At 72.1% G+C, this 18,659-nt stretch carries 19 protein-coding genes and 2 tRNA genes; 3 read left to right on the top strand and 18 right to left on the bottom strand.

From position 1 onward, the window contains the following. Positions 1–62 precede the first annotated feature (62 nt). Positions 63–1,061 carry an NADPH:quinone oxidoreductase family protein gene (locus BUB97_RS14540; protein WP_073135945.1) on the top strand — a complete coding sequence of 333 codons (999 nt, stop codon included), beginning with the start codon at positions 63–65 and terminating at the stop codon, positions 1,059–1,061. Here the strand turns inward: BUB97_RS14540 and BUB97_RS14535 are convergent. The 8 genes from BUB97_RS14535 to BUB97_RS14500 are packed head-to-tail and all read right to left on the bottom strand — an operon-like array spanning position 1,030 to position 10,249. After that, complete coding sequence (locus BUB97_RS14535) at positions 1,030–3,240, bottom strand: acetate--CoA ligase family protein (RefSeq protein WP_073135943.1); 2,211 nt, start codon at positions 3,238–3,240, stop codon at positions 1,030–1,032. The two genes, BUB97_RS14540 and BUB97_RS14535, sit on opposite strands and share 32 nt — an antisense overlap. 9 nt (positions 3,241–3,249) lie before the next feature. Further along, a complete protein-coding gene (locus BUB97_RS14530) occupies positions 3,250–4,224 on the bottom strand; it encodes a Bug family tripartite tricarboxylate transporter substrate binding protein (RefSeq protein WP_073135941.1) in 975 nt (324 codons plus the stop codon). A gap of 47 nt (positions 4,225–4,271) precedes the next feature. Then, positions 4,272–5,039: a tyrosine-protein phosphatase gene (locus BUB97_RS14525; RefSeq protein ID WP_073135939.1), complete on the bottom strand. Its 768-nt coding sequence runs from the start codon at positions 5,037–5,039 to the stop codon at positions 4,272–4,274. Position 5,040: 1 nt separating this feature from the next. Beyond that, on the bottom strand, positions 5,041–5,835 hold the full coding sequence (locus BUB97_RS14520) for a crotonase/enoyl-CoA hydratase family protein (protein WP_073135937.1): 795 nt from the start codon (positions 5,833–5,835) through the stop codon (positions 5,041–5,043). Further along, a complete protein-coding gene (locus tag BUB97_RS14515; RefSeq protein WP_073135935.1) occupies positions 5,832–6,833 on the bottom strand; it encodes an acyl-CoA dehydrogenase family protein in 1,002 nt (333 codons plus the stop codon). Before BUB97_RS14515 ends, BUB97_RS14520 begins: the two co-directional genes overlap by 4 nt. Beyond that, positions 6,833–7,978, bottom strand: coding sequence for an acyl-CoA dehydrogenase family protein (locus BUB97_RS14510; RefSeq protein WP_073135933.1), 1,146 nt, complete (start codon positions 7,976–7,978; stop codon positions 6,833–6,835). The genes BUB97_RS14515 and BUB97_RS14510 overlap by 1 nt, the downstream gene beginning before the upstream one ends. 4 nt (positions 7,979–7,982) lie before the next feature. Next, complete coding sequence (locus tag BUB97_RS14505; RefSeq protein WP_073135931.1) at positions 7,983–8,960, bottom strand: tripartite tricarboxylate transporter substrate binding protein; 978 nt, start codon at positions 8,958–8,960, stop codon at positions 7,983–7,985. Further along, entirely contained in the window at positions 8,957–10,249 is a 1,293-nt protein-coding gene (locus tag BUB97_RS14500; protein WP_245818310.1) for a CaiB/BaiF CoA transferase family protein, read from the bottom strand. Before BUB97_RS14500 ends, BUB97_RS14505 begins: the two co-directional genes overlap by 4 nt. A gap of 171 nt (positions 10,250–10,420) precedes the next feature. Here BUB97_RS14500 and BUB97_RS14495 point away from each other — a divergent pair, with 171 nt between their 5' ends. Continuing rightward, entirely contained in the window at positions 10,421–11,221 is an 801-nt protein-coding gene (locus tag BUB97_RS14495; RefSeq protein ID WP_073135927.1) for an IclR family transcriptional regulator domain-containing protein, read from the top strand. 95 nt (positions 11,222–11,316) lie between these two features. Here BUB97_RS14495 and BUB97_RS14490 read toward each other — a convergent pair. The 10 genes from BUB97_RS14490 to BUB97_RS14445 form a co-directional block, all read right to left on the bottom strand. Beyond that, positions 11,317–11,392 (bottom strand) — tRNA-Phe (locus tag BUB97_RS14490). A 76-nt stretch (positions 11,393–11,468) separates the two neighbouring features. Further along, the gene (gene yacG / locus BUB97_RS14485) at positions 11,469–11,642 is read right to left on the bottom strand and encodes a DNA gyrase inhibitor YacG (RefSeq protein ID WP_073135925.1); all 174 of its coding nucleotides are present in this window, start codon (positions 11,640–11,642) and stop codon (positions 11,469–11,471) included. A gap of 4 nt (positions 11,643–11,646) precedes the next feature. Then, positions 11,647–12,768, bottom strand: a complete 1,122-nt coding sequence (locus BUB97_RS27265; RefSeq protein WP_073135923.1) for a ribonuclease E/G — start codon at positions 12,766–12,768, stop codon at positions 11,647–11,649. Positions 12,769–12,780: 12 nt separating this feature from the next. Further along, complete coding sequence (locus BUB97_RS14475) at positions 12,781–13,401, bottom strand: Maf family protein (RefSeq protein WP_245818309.1); 621 nt, start codon at positions 13,399–13,401, stop codon at positions 12,781–12,783. A gap of 58 nt (positions 13,402–13,459) precedes the next feature. After that, entirely contained in the window at positions 13,460–13,678 is a 219-nt protein-coding gene (infA, locus tag BUB97_RS14470) for a translation initiation factor IF-1 (RefSeq protein WP_007003972.1), read from the bottom strand. 507 nt (positions 13,679–14,185) lie between these two features. Continuing rightward, the gene (hisD, locus tag BUB97_RS14465; protein ID WP_073135921.1) at positions 14,186–15,481 is read right to left on the bottom strand and encodes a histidinol dehydrogenase; all 1,296 of its coding nucleotides are present in this window, start codon (positions 15,479–15,481) and stop codon (positions 14,186–14,188) included. A 10-nt stretch (positions 15,482–15,491) separates the two neighbouring features. Then, on the bottom strand, positions 15,492–16,187 hold the full coding sequence (gene hisG / locus BUB97_RS14460) for an ATP phosphoribosyltransferase (RefSeq protein ID WP_073135919.1): 696 nt from the start codon (positions 16,185–16,187) through the stop codon (positions 15,492–15,494). Positions 16,188–16,322: 135 nt separating this feature from the next. Continuing rightward, entirely contained in the window at positions 16,323–17,597 is a 1,275-nt protein-coding gene (gene murA / locus BUB97_RS14455) for a UDP-N-acetylglucosamine 1-carboxyvinyltransferase (RefSeq protein ID WP_073135917.1), read from the bottom strand. 15 nt (positions 17,598–17,612) lie between these two features. Then, complete coding sequence (dcd, locus tag BUB97_RS14450) at positions 17,613–18,167, bottom strand: dCTP deaminase (RefSeq protein WP_073135915.1); 555 nt, start codon at positions 18,165–18,167, stop codon at positions 17,613–17,615. Between the two features lie 91 nt (positions 18,168–18,258). Beyond that, entirely contained in the window at positions 18,259–18,447 is a 189-nt protein-coding gene (locus BUB97_RS14445; protein WP_073135913.1) for a hypothetical protein, read from the bottom strand. A 98-nt stretch (positions 18,448–18,545) separates the two neighbouring features. Between BUB97_RS14445 and BUB97_RS14440 the strand changes: the two genes are divergently transcribed. Further along, positions 18,546–18,620, top strand: a tRNA-Thr gene (locus tag BUB97_RS14440). Positions 18,621–18,659: the final 39 nt, after the last annotated feature.

The following is an 18,659-nucleotide window of genomic DNA, read 5'->3' as shown; positions in this document are numbered from 1 at the left end:
TCTTGTGCCCGGCCCCGCTCCGCGCCCAACCTCCCGCGACAAGCAAGGGGGGAGAAGCGGGAATGAGAGCCGTGCTGTGCCGCGAGTATGGACCGCCTTCCACCCTCCGCGTCGAGGTCCTGCCCGATCCCGTTCCGGCTCCGGGACAGGTCCTGCTGCGGGTCGAAGCCAGCGGCGTGAACTTTCCGGACACGCTGATCATCGAGGGACGCTATCAGCAGAAGCCCCCCATGCCCTTCGTCCCGGGAGCCGAGGTCTGCGGCATTGTGGCCGCGCAGGGGGAGGGGGTGACGTGGCCGGCGCTCGGCACGCGCGTCGCCGCCGTGATCACCCATGGCGGCTTCGCCGAGGCCGTGGCGGTGGATGCCGCGAAATGCGTGCCGGTGCCGGAGGGCGTGCCGCCGGATGCGGCCGCCGCACTTTGCCTCGCCTATGGCACCGTGCTGCACGCGCTGGAGGACCGCGGGGCGCTGAAGGCGGGAGAAACGCTCCTGGTGCTCGGCGCGTCGGGCGGCGTCGGCCTGGCGGCCATCCAGATCGGCCGGCTGCTCGGGGCGCGGGTGATCGCCGCCGCGTCCTCCGAGGAGAAGCTCGCCGCCTGCCGCGAGGCCGGGGCCGAGGGGCTGATCGACTATTCGCGCGAGAACTGGCGCGAAGGGATCCGCGCGCTGACGGAAGGGAAGGGGCCGGATGTGGTCTTCGACCCCGTGGGCGGCGCGTTCACCGAACCGGCCATACGCTCGATCGCCTGGCGCGGGCGCTACCTGATTGTCGGCTTCGCCGCCGGCGAAATCCCACGCATGCCGCTCAACCTCGTCCTTCTGAAGAACTGCGCGGTCACCGGCGTGTTCTACGGCGAATTCGCCCGCCGCGAGCCCGAGCGGAACCGGGAGATCCTCCAGCGCCTGTTCCGCTGGGTCGCGGAGGGCAGGCTCGCGCCCGCCGTGTCGCGGCGCCTTCCGCTGGAGGGGGCGGCCGAGGCGCTGGAGATGCTCGCCGGCCGGCGCGCGACCGGCAAGCTGGTGCTCCTCACCCACGGGGCGGCGGCTCCCAGGGGCTGAGCGCGATCAGCGCATCCACTGCCACCTGCCGCGCGCCGGCGCAGATCACGGGATTGACGTCGATCTCCGCGATCCGGTCGGCATGGTCGGCGGCGAGCTCGGAAACGCGCTGGACGATTCCGGCCAGGGTGCCGAGATCCGCCGCGGGCAGGTTGCGGAAGCCGGACAGCAGCCTTGCCCCCCGGAGCCGCGCGAGCATGCGGCGTGCCTCGGCCCCGCCCACGGGCGCGAGCGCGACGGCGCTGTCCCGCAAGAGCTCCACCAGCACGCCGCCCAGCCCCACCAGCACCGTGGGGCCGAAGAGCGGGTCCCGGCGCGCGCCGACCACCATCTCGACCCCTGGCGGAACCATGGGCTGCACCAGCACGCCGTGGATCGGCCCATCCGGCGCCGCGCGGCGGGCATTCGTCATCACCGCCTCGAACGCATCCCGCACCGCCGGGGCATCGCCGAGGTTCAGGCGGATGACGCCGGCTTCGGTCTTGTGCGGAAGGGCCGGGCTTTCGACCTTCAGCGCCACGGGAAAGCCAAGCTCCTCCGCCGCGGCGGTCGCGGCTTCGGCGTCCTGCGCCAGAACCTCGCGCACCACCGGGATGCCATAGGCGGATAGCACCGCCTTGGCCTCGCGCTCCGTCAGCACGGGCCCCGTGGCCCTTGCCAGGAGACGCGCGGCCTCCTCCCGCGCGCCGGGCGGGGCCAGCCGCTCCGATGTCTGTCCGGCCGTCCCGGCGCGGCGGGCCTGCGCCTGCCAGGCCGCGATGGCGGCCATGCAACGGTCCATGGAGCGGAAGAGCGCCACCCGCTCCGTGGCTTCCACCTCCCGCGCACCCGGGCCCTCCAGCCACTGCGAGGTCCAGACGACGCAGGCGGCCTTGCCATGGTGGGCCGCCATCTCGTCCAGCATGCGAAAGCGTGGCGTGGCCACGTCATAGGCAAAGCCGTTCGGCAGCAGGAGGGCGCCATAGGCCGGGTCGGCCAGCAGCGCTTCCATGCAGTCGCGCAGCGATCCCGGGTCGTTCAGCACCTGGGCCGTGACATCGCACGGGTTCCGGGCCGAGCCGAATTCGGGGATCCGGGCGGCGAGGACCGCCTGAGCGGCCGGCGCCGGCTGCGGCAGCGGAACGCCATGCGCCTCCGCCCGGTCCGCCGCCATGATCGCGGCGCCGCCGGAGGTGGAGACCACCGCCACGCCCGGCGCACGGGGCGGGCCCGCCTTGGCGAGGAAGCCGGCCAGCTCCAGCAGCCCCTCGAAACTCTCCGACAGCACCATGCCAGCCCGCTCGAAGGCGGCGCGATAGACCTCGTTCGAGCCCGCCAGCGAACCGGTATGGGACATGGCGGCCTGCGCGCCCTGTTCCCCCGTGCCCAGCTTGTGCACCACCACGGGCTTGCCGTTGCGCCGGGCGATCGCGGCGGCCTCGATCAGCCGAACGGGATCGGCCATCCCCTCGAAGAGCAGGGCGATGGCGGAACAGGCGGGGTCCTCCCCCAGCGCGGCGACGAGATCGGCCACGTCGATATCGCCGGAATTGCCGCAGGTCAGCACGCGGCCGACCTGCGCGCCGGCCTCCACCGCCTGGGCCAGGGCGAAGCCGAGATTGCCGGACTGGCTGACGATGCCCAGGGCAGGGCGCGCGGGTGGCGCGGCCGGGCGAGGGATCGCCACGAAGCTGATCTCGGCCCTGCGTACATAGTCGGTCAGGCCGATGCAGTTCGGGCCCAGCAGCCGCACGCCGCCCTCGCGTGCCATGGCGACCAGGCGCTGCTGCAAGGCCACCCGCTCCGGCCGCCCGGTCTCGGCGAAGCCGGCCGCGTAGAGCACCAGCGCGCCGCTGCCGGCGGTCACGCAGTCCCGCACCACTGCCTCGCAGGCCTCCATGGGCGTTGCCGCCACCACGAGGTCCGGCACCTCCGACAGGGCGGCGATGGAAGCGTGGCAGGGCGTGTCGCCGATCCGTTCGTATCGCGGGTTCACCAGATGCAGGCGGCCGGCGAAGCCCGACAGGTTCCGCGCCGTGCGCTCGCCGAAGGAGCCCGCGCGGGCGGAGGCACCGACGATCGCGATGCTCTCCGGCTCCAGCAGCCTCAGCAGGTCCGCCCGGCGGTAAAGGGGGCGGCGCGCCTGGCCCGCCGGGCCGGACGGTGCTGAAGCGCGAGGGTCCACAGCCCCGCCCGCCATCACCCCGCCTCAGCCGCGCGCAAGACGGGCGACCAGGTCGCGCCAGCGATCGGCATCGCGGCGGAGATAGGCGGCGTAGTCCTCCGGACCGCCCCCCGCCACGTATTGCCCCTCGCTGAGCAGGCGCTGCCGCAGCTCCGGCGCCTCCATCGCGCGCAGGGCGGCCCTGTTGAGCCGGGCGATGGCCGCGGCGGGCGTGCGGACCGGCGCCAGGATTCCGAAATGCGTCTGGCACACCATGTTCGGCCCGACCTCCGAGAAGTTCGGAACGTCCGGCGTCACCGCCAGCCGCTCCTTCTCCCCGGTCCAGCCGATGATGGTGCCCCGGCCGGAGCGCATGGCAGCAAGGGCCGAGCTGCCGCCGACCACGATCACGTCCAGCGTGCCGCTCATCAGGTCCGTCAGCTGCTGGGCGTCGCCGCGATAGCCCACCTCCTGCATGCGGATGCCCAGCCCTTCCATCACCGCGGCGGCGGCGATGTTGTTGAAGCTGGTGGGGCCGTTGGAGCCGTAGTTCAGCTGACCGCCGCGCGACTTCGCAAGGGCGACGAAGCCGTCGATGTTCTCGGCCAGCCCCTTGCGGACCACCACGCCGAAGGGAAGCGTGGTGACGAGCACCACCGGCGCGAAGTCCTCGGCCTTGTAGGGCAGGCGTTCCGGCAGGAGCGGATTGAGCGTCATGGTCGTGCCGGAGGCCATCAGCACGGTGTGGCCGTCGGCCGCGGCACGCGCCACCGCATCGGCGCCGATCGCCGTCTGCGCGCCGGGCTTGTTGTCGATCACCACGGGCTGCCCGAGGATCGGCGCCATGCGCTCGCCGAGCGTGCGGGCCGCCACATCGGTGGCGCCGCCAGGAGGGAAGGGCACCACCATGGTGACCGCGCGCGTGGGGAAGGCTTCCGAGGCGCGGCTGATGGACGGCATGCCGAGTGCGCCCGGAAGCGTGGCGCCCGAGGCCGCGTGCAGGATGGTTCTTCTCCGCATAGCCCTTTCCTCCCTTTGTTGCGCCGGCCTTTGCGGCCGGTCCGTTGTCACTCCAGCAAGGCGTCGCGTAGCTCCGCCAGGCGTGCGGGCGAGAAGCCCATGGCGCCGGCAAAAAAGGATTCGATGTCCGGGTAGCCGGCCAGCGCCCTCTCCAGCGCGGCTTCCAGCAGGTGCTGGTGCGCGCGGTTCAGGGCCTCGGCCACCTCGGGGGGCGTGTTCTCGGGCAGGGCGTGCTCGCGCTTCCAGAAGCGGTTGGTGGCCAGGTAATCCGCCAGGATCGCCTCCCGCTCCACGCCGAGCGCGAGCAGGAGGAGCGCGGTCGCGAAGCCCGTCCGGTCCTTGCCCGCGGAGCAGTGGAAGAGAATCGGCCGCCGCGCAGGCTCGGCCACGAGTTCCAGCAGGGCGCGGAAGCGCGGCAACTTCTCCGTGGCATAGGCGAGATAGGCGCGGCCGAGCACGGACAGCACATCCTCACCCGTCGCGCGGCCCGTGGCCAGGATGTCGCGCAGCGAGGCGCCGACGGTGGGCTCGACCGGCAGGTGGACGATGGCAGGCCCCGGCTGCGGCAGGCGGGAAGGAGCGCGCCCGCTCTCCTCGACACCCCGGAGGTCCGCCACGGTCCGCAGGCCCAGCGACCCCAGCAGGGGAAGATCCGCATCCGTGAGCGAACCCAGCGCCGCCGCGCGATAGACCTGCCCGAAGCGCACCCGCCGCCCGCCATGGCCGCCATAGCCGCCGATGTCCCGCAGGTTGGTGCAGCCCGCCAGCTCCACCCGGCGGGGCAGCGTCTCGGCCGTGCCGGCGGCGTCGTGCATCTCAGCGGCCCTCGAAGAGCGGCTTGCGCTTGTCGAACCAGGCGTTCACCGCCTCCTCATGGTCCCGCGTCGTATGCGCCAGGGCCTGGAAGGCGGCCGACATCTCCAGCAGCGAGGAGAGGCGCATGTGCTGCCCTTCCCGCAGCAGCCGCTTCGTCATCCGCAGGACCTGGGGCGGGTTGCGGGCGATGCGCCCCGCCAGCTCCCGCGCCGCATCCATCAGCCCGGCATCCGGCACGACGCGGGAGATCAGCCCGCATTCCAGCGCGGCCCGCGCGTCCAGCCGGTCTCCGGTGAACGCCATCTCCGCCGCCTTGGACTGGCCCACCGCGCGCGGCAGCAACCAGGCGCCGCCGTCGCCGGGCACGATGCCCACGCTGACGAAGCTCTCGGCATAAAGTGAACTCTCGGCGCCGATGCGGATGTCGCACATGCAGGCCAGGTCCAGCCCCGCCCCGATGGCCGGGCCGTTCACCGCCGCGATGGTCGGAACGTCGAGCTCGTAGAGGGCCAGCGGGATGCGCTGGATGCCGCGCCGGTAGCTCTCGCGGATGTCGGCCGGCTTCATGCCGAAGCGCTCGCGCATGGATTTCAGGTCGCCGCCGGCCGAGAAGGCGGTGCCCGCGCCCGTCAGGATCACCGCGCGCACATCCGCCTCCGCCGCGATACGGCGGCAGGCCTCGGTGAAGGCCTCTGTCGTCTCCCCCTCGATGCCCAGGGCGTTGCGCCGCTCGGGCGCGTTCATCGTCAGCGTGACGACGGGCCCCTCGCGTTCGAAGAGAAGGAAATCGCTCATGCCGTCGTCTCCGGCTCCATGGGGCCTAGATGGGCGCGTACGAATGCCAGTGGGTCCATGGCATCGCCTGCCCGCAGGAAATGGCGGCCGAGCCTCGCTCCCCAATGCGCCTCGCCGCCGAAGCGCATGCGGCCGGCCTGGAGCCGCCCGGTCAGGAGATGCAGGTCCATCTCCTCCGTGATGCCCATTGCGCCGTGCACCGCATGGGCGATGGCGGAGACGCGCATCGCCGCTTCTCCCACGCGCAGCTTGGCGGCGGCGATCCGGAGGGGGTTCAACCCGGCAATCCCGGGCCCATCCGGCACGGAGGCGAGCTGCGCCGCCATGCGCGCGGCGAAGACATCCTCGGTCATGACGCTGATCTGCTGCTGCACCGCCTGGAAGGCAGCGACGGGGCGGCCGAACTGCACCCGCTCCTGCGCGTGGCGCACCGTGCTTTCCAGGATGCGCTCCATGGCCCCAGCCATGGCGGCCAGCTCGGCCCATGCTCCGGCGGCGTGGAGCTCCTCCGGCCCGCCATCGCCGCCCGCATCGCCGGGCCAGCGCAGGAGGTCGCCGAAGGGCGAAGCCATACGATCGTCGCGTTGCGCCTCCTCGGCGCGGCGAAGCAGCGGCGCAGCATTCCGGGAGAGCAGGACCCATTCGGCTGCACTGCTGGCGGGCACCCGCGCCCCGCCGTCGAACGGCTCGCCGAGAAGGATGGTCCCTTCCGGCCGCTCCTGCCCGGCCTCCGCCAGGACCGCCCGCGCGAGCATCGTCTCACCGACCGGCAGGGGAACGGCGAAGCGCCCGGCCGCCATCAGCACCGGGAGCGCCTCGGCGAGGCCGAGCCCGGTTCCGCCCGCGGTTTCCGGCACCAGCGCGTCGAGGAAGCCCGAGGCCTGCAGCTCGCGCCACAGGGCGCCAGGCGATCCGCCCGCGCGGATGGCGCGCACGGCATCGGAAGAGGCGTGGCGGGAGAAGAGCTCCTCGGCGGAGCGGAGCAGGAGGCTGTCCATCAACGCAGCCCCATGCCGCGCGCGATCATGCCGCGCAGGATCTCCCGTGTGCCGCCGCGAAGGGAGAAGGAAGGCGCCATGGCCGCCGTATAGGCCAGGCTACGCATCAGCGGCCCCGACGCCACGAGGCCCGGCCGGGCCAGGATGTCAGCCACCACGGCCGGGATCATCTGCTCGAACTCGGTGCCCAGGTCCTTCACCAGCGCCGCCTCCACCACCGGGCTCTCGCCCGCCATCAGGCGCCCGGTCACGCCGATGGACATGGCACGCAGCACCGCCAGATGCGCGAGCAGCCGCCCGAGCAGCGCCTCGGCGGCCTCGGTCGCGCCCGCCTCGCGCAGCCAGCGTGACCATTCGTCCAGCAGCACGGCGGAGGACAGCACGCGCTCCGGCCCGCTGCGCTCGAAGGCCAGCTCGGCATTCACCTGCATCCAGCCGGAGCCCTCCTCGCCGATCAGCGCATCGGGCGGCAGCAGCACGTCATCGAACACCACGGCGGAGAAATGCGCGTCGCCGGCCAGGTCGCGGATCGGGCTGATCCGCACGCCCGGCGCGTGCAGGTCCACGACGACCTGCGAAAGGCCCTTCTGCCGGTCGGCGGGCGTGCCGCTCGTGCGCACCAGGGCGATCATGTAGTGGGAATGCTGCGCGTTGGTCGTCCAGACCTTCTCGCCGTTCAGGCGCCAGCCCCCTTCCTCCCGCGCGGCGCGGGTGGTCACGCTCGCTAGGTCCGACCCCGTGTTCGGCTCGCTCATGCCGATGCAGAAGAAGGCCTCCGCCCGGCAGATCCGCGGCAGGAAGAAGCGGCGCTGCGCCTCCGTCCCGAAGCGCTGGATCAGCGGGCCGCTCTGGCGGTCCGCGATCCAGTGCGCGGAAACGGGCGCCCCGGCGGCGAGAAGCTCCTCCACCAGGACGTAGCGCGCGAGGGCTCCCCGCCCGGCGCCGCCGTATTCCTTCGGAAAGGTCAGGCCCAGCCAGCCGCGCTCGGCCAGCTTCCGGCTGAAGGCGGCATCGAACCCCATCCAGGACCGCGCGCGGCGCTCGGCCGGGATATGGCCCACCTCGTCCCGCAGGAAGGCGCGGATCTCCGGGCGTAGCGCCTCGTCCTCGGGCGGGATGGCGGAGAGGGGAAGGGCTCCGATCATGGCGCTATTCCAGCCTCACGCCGCTCTCGGCGATCACGCGGCCCCAGCGCGCCGTCTCCTCCCGCAGCATGCGGCCGTATTCCTCGGGGGTGGAGCCCAGCGGCTCCGTCCCCTGCTCGGCCAGCCTGGCCCGCACCTCCGGGTCGCCCAATGCCTGCAAGGCCGCCGCATTCAGCCGGGCGATCACCGCCGGCGGCGTACGCGCGGGCACCATCATCCCCTGCCAGGCGCCGACCTCGAAGCCGGGGATCAGCGTCTCGGCGATGGTCGGCACGTCCGGCAGCAATGCCAGGCGCGCCGGGCTCGTCACCGCCAGGGCGCGCAGCCGCCCCTCGCGGATGAGCGGCAGTGCGGAGTTCACCGTATCGGTCAGGAACTGCACCTGCCCCGCGGCGGCATCCACGAGTGCCGGGGCGCTGCCGCGATACCCGACATGCACGGCCTCCAGCCCCTGGGAACGCAGCAGCAGGAAGGCGCCGAGATGGGTGACGTTGCCGTTGCCCGCAGAGCCATAGGAAAGGCCGCCGGGCCGCGCCCGGACATGCTCCACGAAACCGCGCACGTCGTGCACCGGGAGCGAGGGATTCACCGCCAGCACGAGCGGGATGGTCGCGGTCTGCACGACAGGCGCCAGGTCGCGCATCGTGTCATAGGGCAGGCGCGTGTAGAGCGCGGGGCTCAGCGCGATGGAGGAGGTGTTGTAGAGCACCGTATGACCGTCGGGCTCCGCTTTCGCGACAGCCTCGTTGCCGATATTGCCGTTGGCGCCGGGCCGGTTCTCCACGGGAATGGGCTGGCCCAGGCTGCGCGCCATGCGCTCCGCCAGCACGCGCGCGACGATGTCGGTCGGCCCGCCCGGCGGGAAGGGCACGATCAGGCGGATCGGCCGCGCGGGCCAGGCCGCGGGCTGCGCCTGCGCCGCGGAGGAGGCGGCAGCCGCGCCGAGGGCCACCAGAAGGGAGCGGCGGTCCGGATGGGTCATGCTGTTCTCTCCGCTTCCCGGCGCTGCGGGCACGGCTCGGCGGTGGCGATGACGCCAGCCGCGCGGAGCGCCTCGATCTCTGCCTCTTCCATCCCGAGGGCCGCGGACAGCACGGCATGCGTGTCCTGTCCCAGTCTCGGCGGGGCAAGGCGGTAGGAGGCCGGGCTGCGGGAGAGGCGGCCGGGATAGCCGATCACCGTCACCTCCGTTCCATCGTCGCGGCGCATGGCGCGCAGCATCTCCCGCGCGGCCACCTGCGGATCGGCCAGCACCTGGTCGATGGAGTTGATCGGCCCGCCCGGCACGCCGGCCTTGGCCATGGCGGCCAGCAGGTCGGCCGCGCGCCATGGCGCGATGGCGCGTGCCAGTTCGACCTCCAGCACGCGCCGGTCGCGAAGCCGCCCGGCGTTGGTGGCGAAACGGGGATCGGCGGCTAGGTCGTCCCGGCCCAGCAGGGCACACAGGGCGCGGAACTGCCCGTCGCTGCCGCAGGTGACGAGGACGTAGTCGTCGCTCGCGGCGAAGTCGCGATAGGGGACGACGTTCGGGTGAGCGTTGCCCAGCCGCTTCGGCACCTCGCCGCCGACCAGGAAGTTCATCGCCTGGTTCACCAGCAGCGCCACCTGGCTGTCCAGCAGCGCGCAATCGATATGCTGGCCTTCCCCCGTGGCGTGGCGGTGGTTCAGCGCCGCCAGGATGGCGGTGGTGGCGTAAAGGCCGGTGAAGAGGTCGCTGACCGGCAGGCCAACCTTGACCGGCCCTTCGCCCGCATCCCCTTCCGGCCGGCCGGTGACGCTCATCAGCCCGCTCATGCCCTGGATCAGGAAGTCGTAGCCGCCGCGCTCCGCGTAGGGGCCGGTCTGCCCGAAGCCGGTGATGGAGCAGTAGATCAGCCGCGGGTTGAGCGGCAGGAGCGAGGCCGCGTCGAGGCCGTATTTCGCCAGCCCGCCCGTGCGGAAGTTCTCGACGAGGATATCCGCATCCTCCGCCAGACGCCGCACCAGCGCCGCGCCCTGGGGGCGGGAGAAGTCGATGGCCAGGGAGCGCTTGTTGCGATTGGCGCAGAGGTAATAGGCGGCATCGGGCCGCGCCGATCCGTCCTCGAGAAAAGGGGGGCCCCAGCCCCGCGTGTCGTCGCCCTTGCCGGGCTGCTCGACCTTCAACACCTCGGCGCCCAGGTCGCCGAGGATCTGCGTCGCCCAGGGCGCGGCGAGAACGCGAGAGAGGTCGAGCACCTTCAGCCCGGCGAGGGGAGACGGCGGAACCTCCGCGTCGGGACATTCTCCCAAGGCGTCACTGGCCGAATGGCCCATCCGGGCGCTTCCTCTCCGCGGCTCGTTCGGGCGTCCGCGCTTGTTGTTGAAGCAATTTCACTTGTTGAAATTGAATTTCATGGGTAGCCTAGCAGCACGATCCCGCGCCAGGGAACAGGGATTCGCAGCCTGCCCCGGAAATCCGCCATGCCCTCATATGAACCCGTCACGGCCCTGCTACGCGGCCTGGACGTCCTCCGCGCGGTGAACCGGCTCGACGGCGCATCGGTGAAGGACATCCATCGCCTCACCGGGCTCAACCAGCCCGCCGTAGTGCGCATGCTCGAGACCCTCATCCATGCCGGCCTGGTGGTTCGGCAGCGCGACCAGGCGGTCTATGTGCCCACCGGGCGTACGCTGGAATTGAGCGCGGGCTATGCCGCGCACCGGGAGGTGGGCATCGCCGCCACCCCGGTGATGGAGGCGCTGCGGCGGAGCATCGGCTGGCCCTCGGATGTTGGTGTCTTCGATGGCGATGCGATGGTGGTTGCCCATACGAGCCGCGTCGAGGGCCGGCTGCTGTTCGGCCGACGCCCCGGTTACCGAGCGCCAATCCTGGCGACCTCGCTCGGCCGCGCTTTCCTCGCCTTCTGCGAGCCGGCGGAGCGGGAGCGCTCCCTGCAACTCGCCGCGCGATCGCCGGAGCCCTGGAACGAACTAGCGCGCGATCCGCAGCGCGCGGATGCTGCGCTCCGCGCCGTGCGAGAGGCCGGTTTTGCCGTGATGGACGACGCCTATGCCGCGCGGGAGTATGGCGGACTGGCCAGCGCGATCGGCGTGCCCGTGCTGCTCGGTGGCCACGCCATCGCCGCCCTCAACCTGATGTACCTCAACGAGGCCGCGCAGCGTGACGAGGTCGTGCGCCGTTTCCTGCCGGTTCTCCAGGAAGCGGCCAGGGAGGTTTCAGAGGCCCTGGGGAAGTCGCGCCGTGGCGGAGCGGCGGCTTAGCCGCGCGAGATTCCGGTTCTGGGGCCTTGTCGGCATGAACGGCCAAGCACGTACCGACGTGCCGAGGGTCGAGCAGGTGGTGGCTCGGAAGGGAATGGTGCCCAGGAGTGGAATCGAACCACCGACACTGCGATTTTCAGTCGCATGCTCTACCAACTGAGCTACCTGGGCCCAAGCGAGCGGCGCATGCCGCCGGTAGAGGAGCCGGGGGATAGACGATGCCCTGGCGGCTGTCCAGGGCAGGGATTCAACTTTCCGCCTCCTCATCGTCATCCCGCGCCGGAGAGCCCGGGATGGCATAGGTCCCCCCCAGCCACCGGCCGAGATCGACCGAGCGGCAGCGGGGCGAGCAGAAGGGGCGGCTGCCCGGCTCGGCGGGCCGGCCGCAGACGGGGCAGGCGGTTTTCGGGTCAGCGGGCATGGCTCTATGCCTCCTCGATCACCTCGGCGCCCAGCGGCAAGGCCGGGTCCGGGCGGGGGGAGATAGGGTGCGCGGCCCCCGCCGCGTAGTCCTCCAGCGCGCCGGGAAGCTCCCGCAGCGCCGCCAGCACGGACGGATGCGCCCGCAGCGCCAGGGCCGCGGCAGGGCGGGCCGCCGCCTCCCGCGCCGCACGCCGCAGCGCCGCCAGGCCCCGGGTCAGCGCCGAGGGAGGATGACCGATCACCTCATGCAGGGGCGGGTGGATACGGGTGCGCACCATCTCCATCAGCCCCAGCCCCGTCAGCCCCACCACCCGCAGCAGCGGGTCGGGCCCGGCGGCGGTGCGGAGCGCAGGCAGCAGCGCGGCGCGGGAGGCGGCGCTGCCTCCCGCCAGGTCGAGCAGGATCGGTCCGGCGAGATGGCGCAGCCGGATCTGGCGCGCCGCCTCCGCCAGGGCGGCCGCGTTCACCGAGCGATGCGCGCCGGCGGAGCGCCCGGCGGCCGAGCCCGTATCCACGTCCAGCGCCGTCAGCGCGGGGGTGGGATGGATCAGCAGCCGCCCGCCCCCATCCAATGCCACCTCGGGTGAGGCCAGCTCCTCGAAAGCGGCTTCCACCACATCGTCGAAGGCCGGGTGGGACAGGAGCCGCACGCGCTCCGCGCCCAGCGTGGCGCGAAGGCGGGCCGCCTCGGCCGCGCTGTCGGTGAAGACGGGAAGGGCAGGATTCGCGGCCGCCAGGCGCAGCGCCGCATCCGGGCCGCGCCGCAGCAGCCGGGGCGGGCCTTCGGCTGCCCGGGGCAGGTCCTTTGGCAGGCCGGTGCCGGCCAGGCGCGGCCCCTTTCCGCCTTGGGGCGCACGGGTCACGCGCAGAGGGAGATAGGTCCCCTCGCTCAGCCCCTCGCCACCCTGGGCATCGGGCAGGAAGCCGCTCAACCCGCCTTCCAGCGCGACGAAGGCGCCGGAGAGGGCCGGCATGCGGGTGGTGATGCGGCCGAGATGGATGTCGCCCACCCCGTCGGGCCGGGCCGGGCGCTCGACGAAGGCGGCATCGAGCCGCCCATCCCGCCAGAGCGCCACGCGGCGCTCCCCCGGGGAGGCGGAGAGGAGGATGGCGGCGTCAGCCATCGCGGAGGCGCCTCAGGGCCGCAGCCAGCCGATGCCGCGCAGCATCTGCGCCGTCTCGAAAAGGGGCAGGCCCACCACGTTGGAATGGCTGCCCGAGAGGAAGCGGACGAAGACCTCCGCCCGCTGATGGATGGCGTAGCCGCCCGCCTTGCCCTCCCACTCGCCCGAGGCGACGTAGTCGTCCATCTGGGCGTCGGTCAGGCGCTGGAAGGCGAGGGTGGTCTCCACCAGCCGGGTCCGCAGCGTGCCATCCGGGGAGATCAGCGCCACGCCGGTGGTCACGCGGTGGCGGCGGCCGGAGAGGAACTCCAGGAAGCGCCGGGCCTCGGCCGCGTCCTCGGGCTTGCCCAGGATGCGCCGGCCCAACCCCACCACCGTGTCGGCGGCCAGCACCAGGGCTTCGGGAGAGCGGGCGGCAACGGCCTGCGCCTTCGCCTTGGCCAGCCGCGCCGCCAGCTGGCGCGGCAGCTCAGCCTTGCGCGGCGTCTCGTCCACATCGGCCGGGTCCACGCGATCCGGCACGATGCCTAGCCGGGCCAGCAGGTCCAGGCGGCGCGGGCTGGCGCTGGCCAGCACCAGGGGCAGGCGGGCGGCTGGGGCCGCTTCGGCGGCCTCGTCCAACGCGGTGTTCACGGAAGGGCTCCGCCCCGGGGCGGCGTCGCTGGAAGCGGCCCGGCGCCGCAAATCGGCGTCACTTGAAGCGGAACGTGATCCGGCCCTTGGTCAGGTCATAGGGCGTCATCTCGACATTCACGCGGTCGCCGGCCAGCACGCGGATGCGGTTCTTGCGCATCTTCCCGCTGGTATGGGCCAGAACCATGTGCTCGTTGTCCAGCTTCACGCGGAACATGGCGTTGGGCAGCAGCTCCACCACCTGGCCGCTGAACTCGATCATGTCTTCCTTCGACATGCGTATCCTTCATCATCGCGGGGGCGCCGCGACCCCGCGATGATGAAGGGGCGGCGCGAAAAGCGGGCAGCGCGGATGCGCGTCCGGCCCGGCACGCAAGCGGGCGCGACCCCGGATGGGGGCCGCGCATCGTGTGTCAGAGCATCGGGAACATGATGCCCCGGGCCGTATGGGTCAAGGAATGGGCTCATTCCCCCACCGGAATGCGGCCCCGCGATGCGCGAAGGCATCACTTCCGTGCCGGTAGCCGGGGCGTCTCAGGCAGGGCTCCGCCCTGACCCGCCAAGGGCCTGAGGCCCTTGGAACCCCGTCTGACTGCCGTGGATACCCCGGATCGAAGGGGTCTCGGGTGGGCGGGCTCTATTTCCTGCCTTTGCAGTCGCCTCGGGTCCATGACCCGAGGCGCACCGTCAGCCGAGTAATTCCAAACTTCTTGAAAAAGATGATGGTGAGGGGTCCGAGGAGAGGAAGAATTCCTTCTTCCTCTCCCCGGGACAGACCGACAGTTCAGTCCACCCCGATCCGCCCGGCGATGCTGCGCGCATGGGCTTCCAGCCCCTCCGCGCGGGCCAGCGCCACGGCGGCCGGGCCGGTCGCGCGCAGCCCCGCTTCCTCCGCCGCGATCCAGGTCGTGCGCTTGAGGAAGTCGAAGACCGAAAGTCCCGAGGCGAAGCGCGCGGTGCGGCCGGTGGGCAGCACATGGTTCGGCCCGGCCACGTAGTCGCCCAGTGCCTCCGGGCACCACGGCCCCAGGAAGGCCGCGCCGGCATGGCGGATCCGGGCGAAGAGGCCCTGGGGGTCGGCCACCATGACCTGCAGGTGTTCCGGCGCCAGCCGGTCGGTCAGGGCCGCGCCCTCGGCCCAGTCCCGCACGAGGATCACGGCCCCGTGGCGGCGCCAGGATTCGCCGGCGATGGCGGAGCGGGGGAGGGTGGCGAGCGCCGCCTCCACCGCGCCCGGCACGGCATCGGCCAGGGCGGGGCTGTCGGTGATGAGGATGGACTGGGCCGCTTCGTCATGCTCGGCCTGGGCCATCAGGTCCATCGCCACCCGGGCGGGGTCCTGCGCGCCATCGGCCAGCACCACCACCTCGGACGGGCCGGCGATGGAATCGATGCCCACCCGGCCGAAGACCTGGCGCTTGGCCTCGGCCACATAGGCGTTGCCGGGGCCGGTGACCTTGTCCACGGGGGCGATCGTGGCCGTGCCCCAGGCCAGCGCCGCGATGGCCTGGGCCCCGCCGATGCGCCACACCTCCGTCACCCCCGCGCGGCCACAGGCGGCCAGCACCAGCGGGTTGATCTCGCCGTTCGGGGTGGGGACCGCCACCGCCACGCGCCCCACGCCGGCGACGCGGGCGGGGATGGCGTTCATCAGCACGGAGGAGGGGTAGGCCGCCTTGCCGCCGGGCACGTAGAGGCCGGCGGCGTCCACGGCGTTCCAGCGCATCCCGAGCGTCAGCCCGGCCGGGTCCGGCACGGTGATGTCGGCGGGCATCTGGGCGCGGTGGAAGGTCTCGATCCGCGTCGCGGCCGTGTCCAGCGCCTCCATCAGCGCCGGGTTGATGGAGGCGGTGGCCTCGGCGATCTCCTCTGCCGTCACGCGCAGCGCGGTGGCGTCGCGGGGCTGCCAGCGGTCGAAGCGGGCGGTCAGCTCCAGCAGGGCGGCATCGCCCTCGGCCCGCACGCGGGAGATGATCTCGGCCACCGCCCCGTCCACCCGGGCGGTGGTGTCCCGCGCCGTGTCCAGCAAGGCGTCGAACGCGGCCTCGAAGCCGGCCTCGCGCGTATCCAGTCTCTTCATGCCGCCCGCCTCATGCCGAAAGGGCTTCCCGGAAGCGCGCCAGCCAGGCGCCGATCAGCTCCGGCTCGGTCTTCAGGGCCGTGCGGTTCACGATGAGGCGGGAGGTGACCTGGGCGATCACCTCGCGCTCCACCAGCCCGTTCGCCTTCAGGGTGGAGCCGGTCTGGACCAGGTCCACGATCAGCCGCGAGAGGCCGAGGGAGGGGGCCAGCTCCATGGCGCCGTTCAGGTGCACGATCTCGGCCTGCACCCCGCGCGCCGCGAAATGGCGCCGGGCGATGCCGGGATACTTCGTCGCCACCGTCACGCGGGACCAGCGCGAGACCTCCTCGGCGATCGGGTCATCGATCGGGCCGGCCACGCTCACCCGGCAGCGGCCGACGCCGAGGTCCAGCGGGGCGTAGATCTCGGGATAGTCGAATTCCATCAGCACGTCGGCGCCGCAGATGCCGATCTGCGCCCCGCCATGGGCGACGAAGGTGGCCACGTCGAAGGGGCGGACCCGCACCACGTCCAGCCCCGCATGGTTGGTGGGGAAGCGGAGGTGGCGGCTGTCCTCGTCATGGAAGTCGCCGCCCGGAACCAGGCCGGCCGCGGCGAGAAGGGGCTGCACCTCCTTGAGGATGCGGCCCTTGGGAAGCGCCAGGATGAGGTTGGATGCCCCGGCCGCACCGGGGAGGAGGGGAGAGGTGATCGGGTGGTCCATGGGGGAGTTTAGCACCCTCCGGATGACGTTTCGACGGGTGCGTCGATGAAGGATCGTTGAGCTAGACCGGATCGCCGGCCAGCGGAACCGCGGGAGGAGCGGCTCCGCCCTGCGCCCGGCGCCGGTATGGGGCGCTCAGCCCGGCAGGCGCTCGATATCCGCGCCCACCGCCGCCAGCTTCTCCTCCAACCGCTCATAGCCGCGGTCCAGGTGGTAGACGCGGTTGACGATCGTCTCGCCCCCCGCCGCCAGCCCGGCGAGGATGAGGGAGATGGAGGCGCGGAGGTCGGTCGCCATCACCGGCGCGCCGGAGAGGCGGGAGACGCCGCGCACGATGGCCGAGCGGCCCTGGACATTGATGCGCGCGCCCATGCGGTTCATCTCGGGCACGTGCATGAAGCGGTTCTCGAAGATGGTCTCCGTGATCATGGAGGCCCCTTCGGCCACCGCCATCAGCGCCATGAACTGGGCCTGCATGTCGGTGGCGAAGCCCGGGAAGGGCTCGGTCATCACGTCCACCCCGCGCAGGCCGGAGCTGCGGCGCACCAGCACGCCGCCGGCGGAGCCGTTGGGCGGCACCTCCTCCAGCTCCACCCCGGCCTCCCGCAGCACGCGGGCCACGGTGCCGAGATGCTCCATCCGGGCCCCCTGGAGCAGCACCTCGCCCCCGGTGACGCCGACCGCGCAGGCGAAGGAACCCGCCTCGATCCGGTCGGGCACGATGGAATGGGTGGCGGCGTGGAGGGTCTTCACCCCCTCGATCCGCAGCCGGTCGGTGCCGATGCCCTCGATCCTCGCGCCCATGGCGACGAGGCACTGGGCGAGGTCGTCGATCTCCGGCTCCCGCGCTGCGTTCACCAGCTCGGTCAGGCCATCGGCGAGGGTGGCGGCCATCAGCAGGTTCTCGGTGGCGCCCACCGAAACCTGGGAGAAGTAGATCTTCGCGCCCTTCAGCCCCTCGGGGGCCGTGGCGTTCATGTAGCCGGAATCGAGGTCGATCTTCGCGCCCATCTGCTCCAGCCCCTTGAGGTGGAGGTCCACGGGGCGGGTGCCGATCGCGCAGCCTCCGGGCAGGGAGACCTTCGCCTGGCCATAGCGGGCCAGCAGCGGGCCGAGGACGAGGACGGAGGCCCGCATCTTCCGCACGAGGTCATAGGGAGCGACGAGGTTGGTCGCCGTCCCGCCCAGGGTCATGATGCGCGCCTGGGTGTCATGCGCCACCGAAAGCCCATGCTGCTCCAGCAGCCGGGCCATGGTCCGGGTGTCGTCCAGCGCCGGGGCGTTGGTGAGGGTGAGCGGCCCCTCGCTCAGCAGCGCGGCGGCCATGAGGGGGAGGGCGGCGTTCTTGGCGCCGCCGATGGGGATGGTGCCCTTGAGGGGGCGGCCACCGCGGAGACGGATGCGGTCCATAGCTTCGAGGCCCCCTTACAGCCGCGGCAGCGCGACGCCGCGCTGGCGCATGTATTTCCCGGCCCGGTCCGCATAGGACACGTCCGGCGCGCTGTCCCCCTTCAGGAAGAGGAACTGGCAGATGCCTTCATTCGCATAGATGCGGGCGGGGAGGGGGGTGGTGTTGCTGATCTCGATCGTCACCTGCCCCTCCCATTCCGGCTCCAGCGGGGTGACGTTCACGATCAGCCCGCAGCGGGCATAGGTGGACTTGCCGAGGCAGATCACCAGCACGTCACGCGGGATGCGGAAATACTCGACCGTGTGGGTGAGCACGAAGGAGTTGGGGGGCACGATGCAGGTGTCGCCCTTCCGGGTCACGAAGCCCTCCTCCGAGAAGGCCTTCGGGTCCACCACGGCATTGTCCACATTGGTGAAGATCTTGAACTCGCCGGCCGCCCGGGCGTCGTAGCCATAGGAGGAGAGGCCGTAGGAGATGACCCCTTCCCGCCGCTGGGCCTCCACGAAGGGCTCGATCATGCCGTGCTCCGTCGCCATGCGGCGGATCCAGTGGTCGGGCATGATCGGCATGGCGGGGTCCCCCTTGAGCGCCCGAACGGGAGCGGGGGGCGGGATAGACCCTGGGCCGCGGGGCGGCAACCGGGATGGGGGGCGGGGCTGTCTAGGGGCCGCTCTCCTCGCCTTCGGGCGGGGCCGGGGCTGGGGTCGGGGGCGCGGGCTGGGCGCGTTCCCGCGACTGGGCCTTCCGGCGCCTCAGGTTCTCCCGCAGGGCGGCCGCGAGGCGGCGCTCGCGTTCCGAGGCTTCGGGGCGGGGGGATGGGGCGGGGGCGCCGGGCGTTTCGTCGGTCATGGTGGAAGGGGCATTCGGCGATGAGGAGGCGAGGTCAAGAGCGAGGGTTGCGCGGGGCGGACAAGGCGGCTAGTTAGCGCCTCGCCCGCGGGCCCAATGCTGCCGTAGCTCAGTGGTAGAGCACTCCCTTGGTAAGGGAGAGGTCGAGAGTTCAATCCTCTCTGGCAGCACCATTTTTTCAAGCACCTCCGGATACTCGTCCGCAGAGCGGG

Source organism: Muricoccus roseus, assembly GCF_900141905.1.
Lineage (GTDB): Bacteria > Pseudomonadota > Alphaproteobacteria > Acetobacterales > Acetobacteraceae > Roseomonas > Roseomonas rosea.
This window is presented reverse-complemented; position numbering and strand designations above follow the sequence as displayed.